This window comes from Daejeonella sp., assembly GCF_049655485.1.
GTDB lineage: Bacteria > Bacteroidota > Bacteroidia > Sphingobacteriales > Sphingobacteriaceae > Daejeonella.
This window is the reverse complement of sequence record NZ_JBASJU010000424.1, coordinates 1-1842: the sequence shown is the minus strand read 5'-3', so window position 1 is coordinate 1842 and position 1842 is coordinate 1. Positions and strand designations below refer to the sequence as shown.

General features: G+C 43.2%; 1 protein-coding gene. It reads right to left on the bottom strand.

Features of this window, described 5'->3' with window-relative positions; all coding sequences use genetic code 11:
- Positions 1-1789: tetratricopeptide repeat protein (locus WBJ10_RS17135; RefSeq protein WP_424292503.1), on the bottom strand; the 1789-nt coding region annotated here is incomplete at its 3' end.
- Between the last annotated feature and the right edge of the window lie 53 nt (positions 1790-1842).

Sequence of the window (1842 nt, the reverse complement as noted above, 5' to 3'; positions counted from 1 at the left end):
CCCTCAACAACCTAAACCTCTTCCTCGCTTCAATCACATACAGGCTTCCCGGGAAGTCTGTTATTATTTTTTGGTAGAGTTCTAAGGCTTTAGTCGGCTGGTTAAGTTTATTCTCATACAGATCAGCGAGCATAAATATGGCGTCATCACCCCATAGATCCGAACCGTATTTTGCAGCAATCTCCTGAAGTTGTACAAGCGCTTTATCTGTGTCATTATTCTTAAGGAAAATCTTTGACTTCGCCATTAGGATATCATCAGCGAGCGAATTCCCAGGATAAAGAAGGTTAAGGCTGTCAAGAAGTGCGAGTGCTTTGTCTGACTCATTTTTGAAGATTAGCAGGTCGGCATAGGAATATTTCCGAAGGGCGGCTGTATCGTTCTCGTTTTGCAGGTTGTCGGAAATCAGCAGGCTTAGGTTTAGTGCGTCATTGGCTATCAACTGGGAAGTGGAACTTTTCAGGATATCTAATTGCGCCTTCGACCAAACATAGTCGCCCTGAAAATATGAAAGTTTAGCATTTTTGAACTTAGCCTCCTGTCCGTAAGGTTCATTCGAAAATTGCTTTTCGACCTGTCCGTATAGTAAAACCGCCTCCCATACTTCTCCGGTAAGGATATAAATGTCGCCCAGTTCCAGTTTCGACTGTGCTAAAACCATGGGTGGTATTCCCGGAAGTTCGATCATCTTCGCAAGCAGTTCGGCAGCTTCTACGGGCTTCTGTAAATAAAATGCCTGCAAATTAGCCAGTTTTCGAATAGCAAAGGAAGTACTTGGGCTGCGTCCAAACTCGGTCAAAAGCGACAAATAATCCTTCTCCAAAGCGAGAAGTTCGGTTTTTGTGAATTTATTAGCAGTTAGTTGCCGGGTTTTTGCATCCAAAAGGTCTACTTTGGCAGGGATGTAGTATTCACTCTCTTCGCCCTTTGCTACCAGGAAATTAAGCGCTTCTATAGCGGGCTCGTAGGCAAGGTTAGCCATGAGCATACGGGATAACTCGAATACGCGCTCACCATCTTCTTTTAGACGCCGGTCAAGGGCAAAAGTTTGCCTTAATGCCATATCGAATTCTTTCTGTTGGATGTACTGCCAGGTAAGGAACTCGGTGTAAGCCACATTTTGAGGGTCCTTTTGCAGGCGTCTCAATAAAGCTGTTTTAAAAAGATCGTAGTCGGCCTTATCCTCCAGAATAGCAGCCAAAACGTTTTGAGCCTGGCGTAATATTTCCGGATTTGAATTCAGCAGTACAAGATATTCCTGGATTAAATTGGGCTTATCTTTTCTGTAACGGTATAAACTCAGGAGATCATATGAAAAGGCACTTTCGTCATTAATCAGTTTGCGGCCATTTAGCAGTGCTCTTATCGAAAAATCGTAAGCTTCAGCCCTGTAGAAAGTGATAGCAAGATCTTTTATAGCAAATTCGTTTGCAGGAAGTTCCCTGATAAGCTTATTAAACCATTCGGTAGCTTTTTCCTGCTCACCTCTTTCCTGATGAATCCGCCCAATATCAACAGCATAGGTATAATTGCCAGCTTGGGCTTTTAGTAACTTTCTGGCCAGTTCTTCTGCCTCGTCATACCTCTTGGTCTTTAACAAACAAGTAAATAGGGGATCATAGTAACCGGGATTTTTGGTCCGGTTGAAGAGCTTCTCGTAAATAACAGCAGCCTTGTCGAATTCTCCGGTTTGAAAATACTGAACTGCAAGCGCTTCGTCCGGACTGAGCTGCGCCATTAGGGGCGAAGCGCTCAAAATCACGATAAGCAAGACAAGTATTTTTTTCATCTCAAAATTAATACTAAAACAGGCAGGAACTAATATACCGATAAATTGTCACC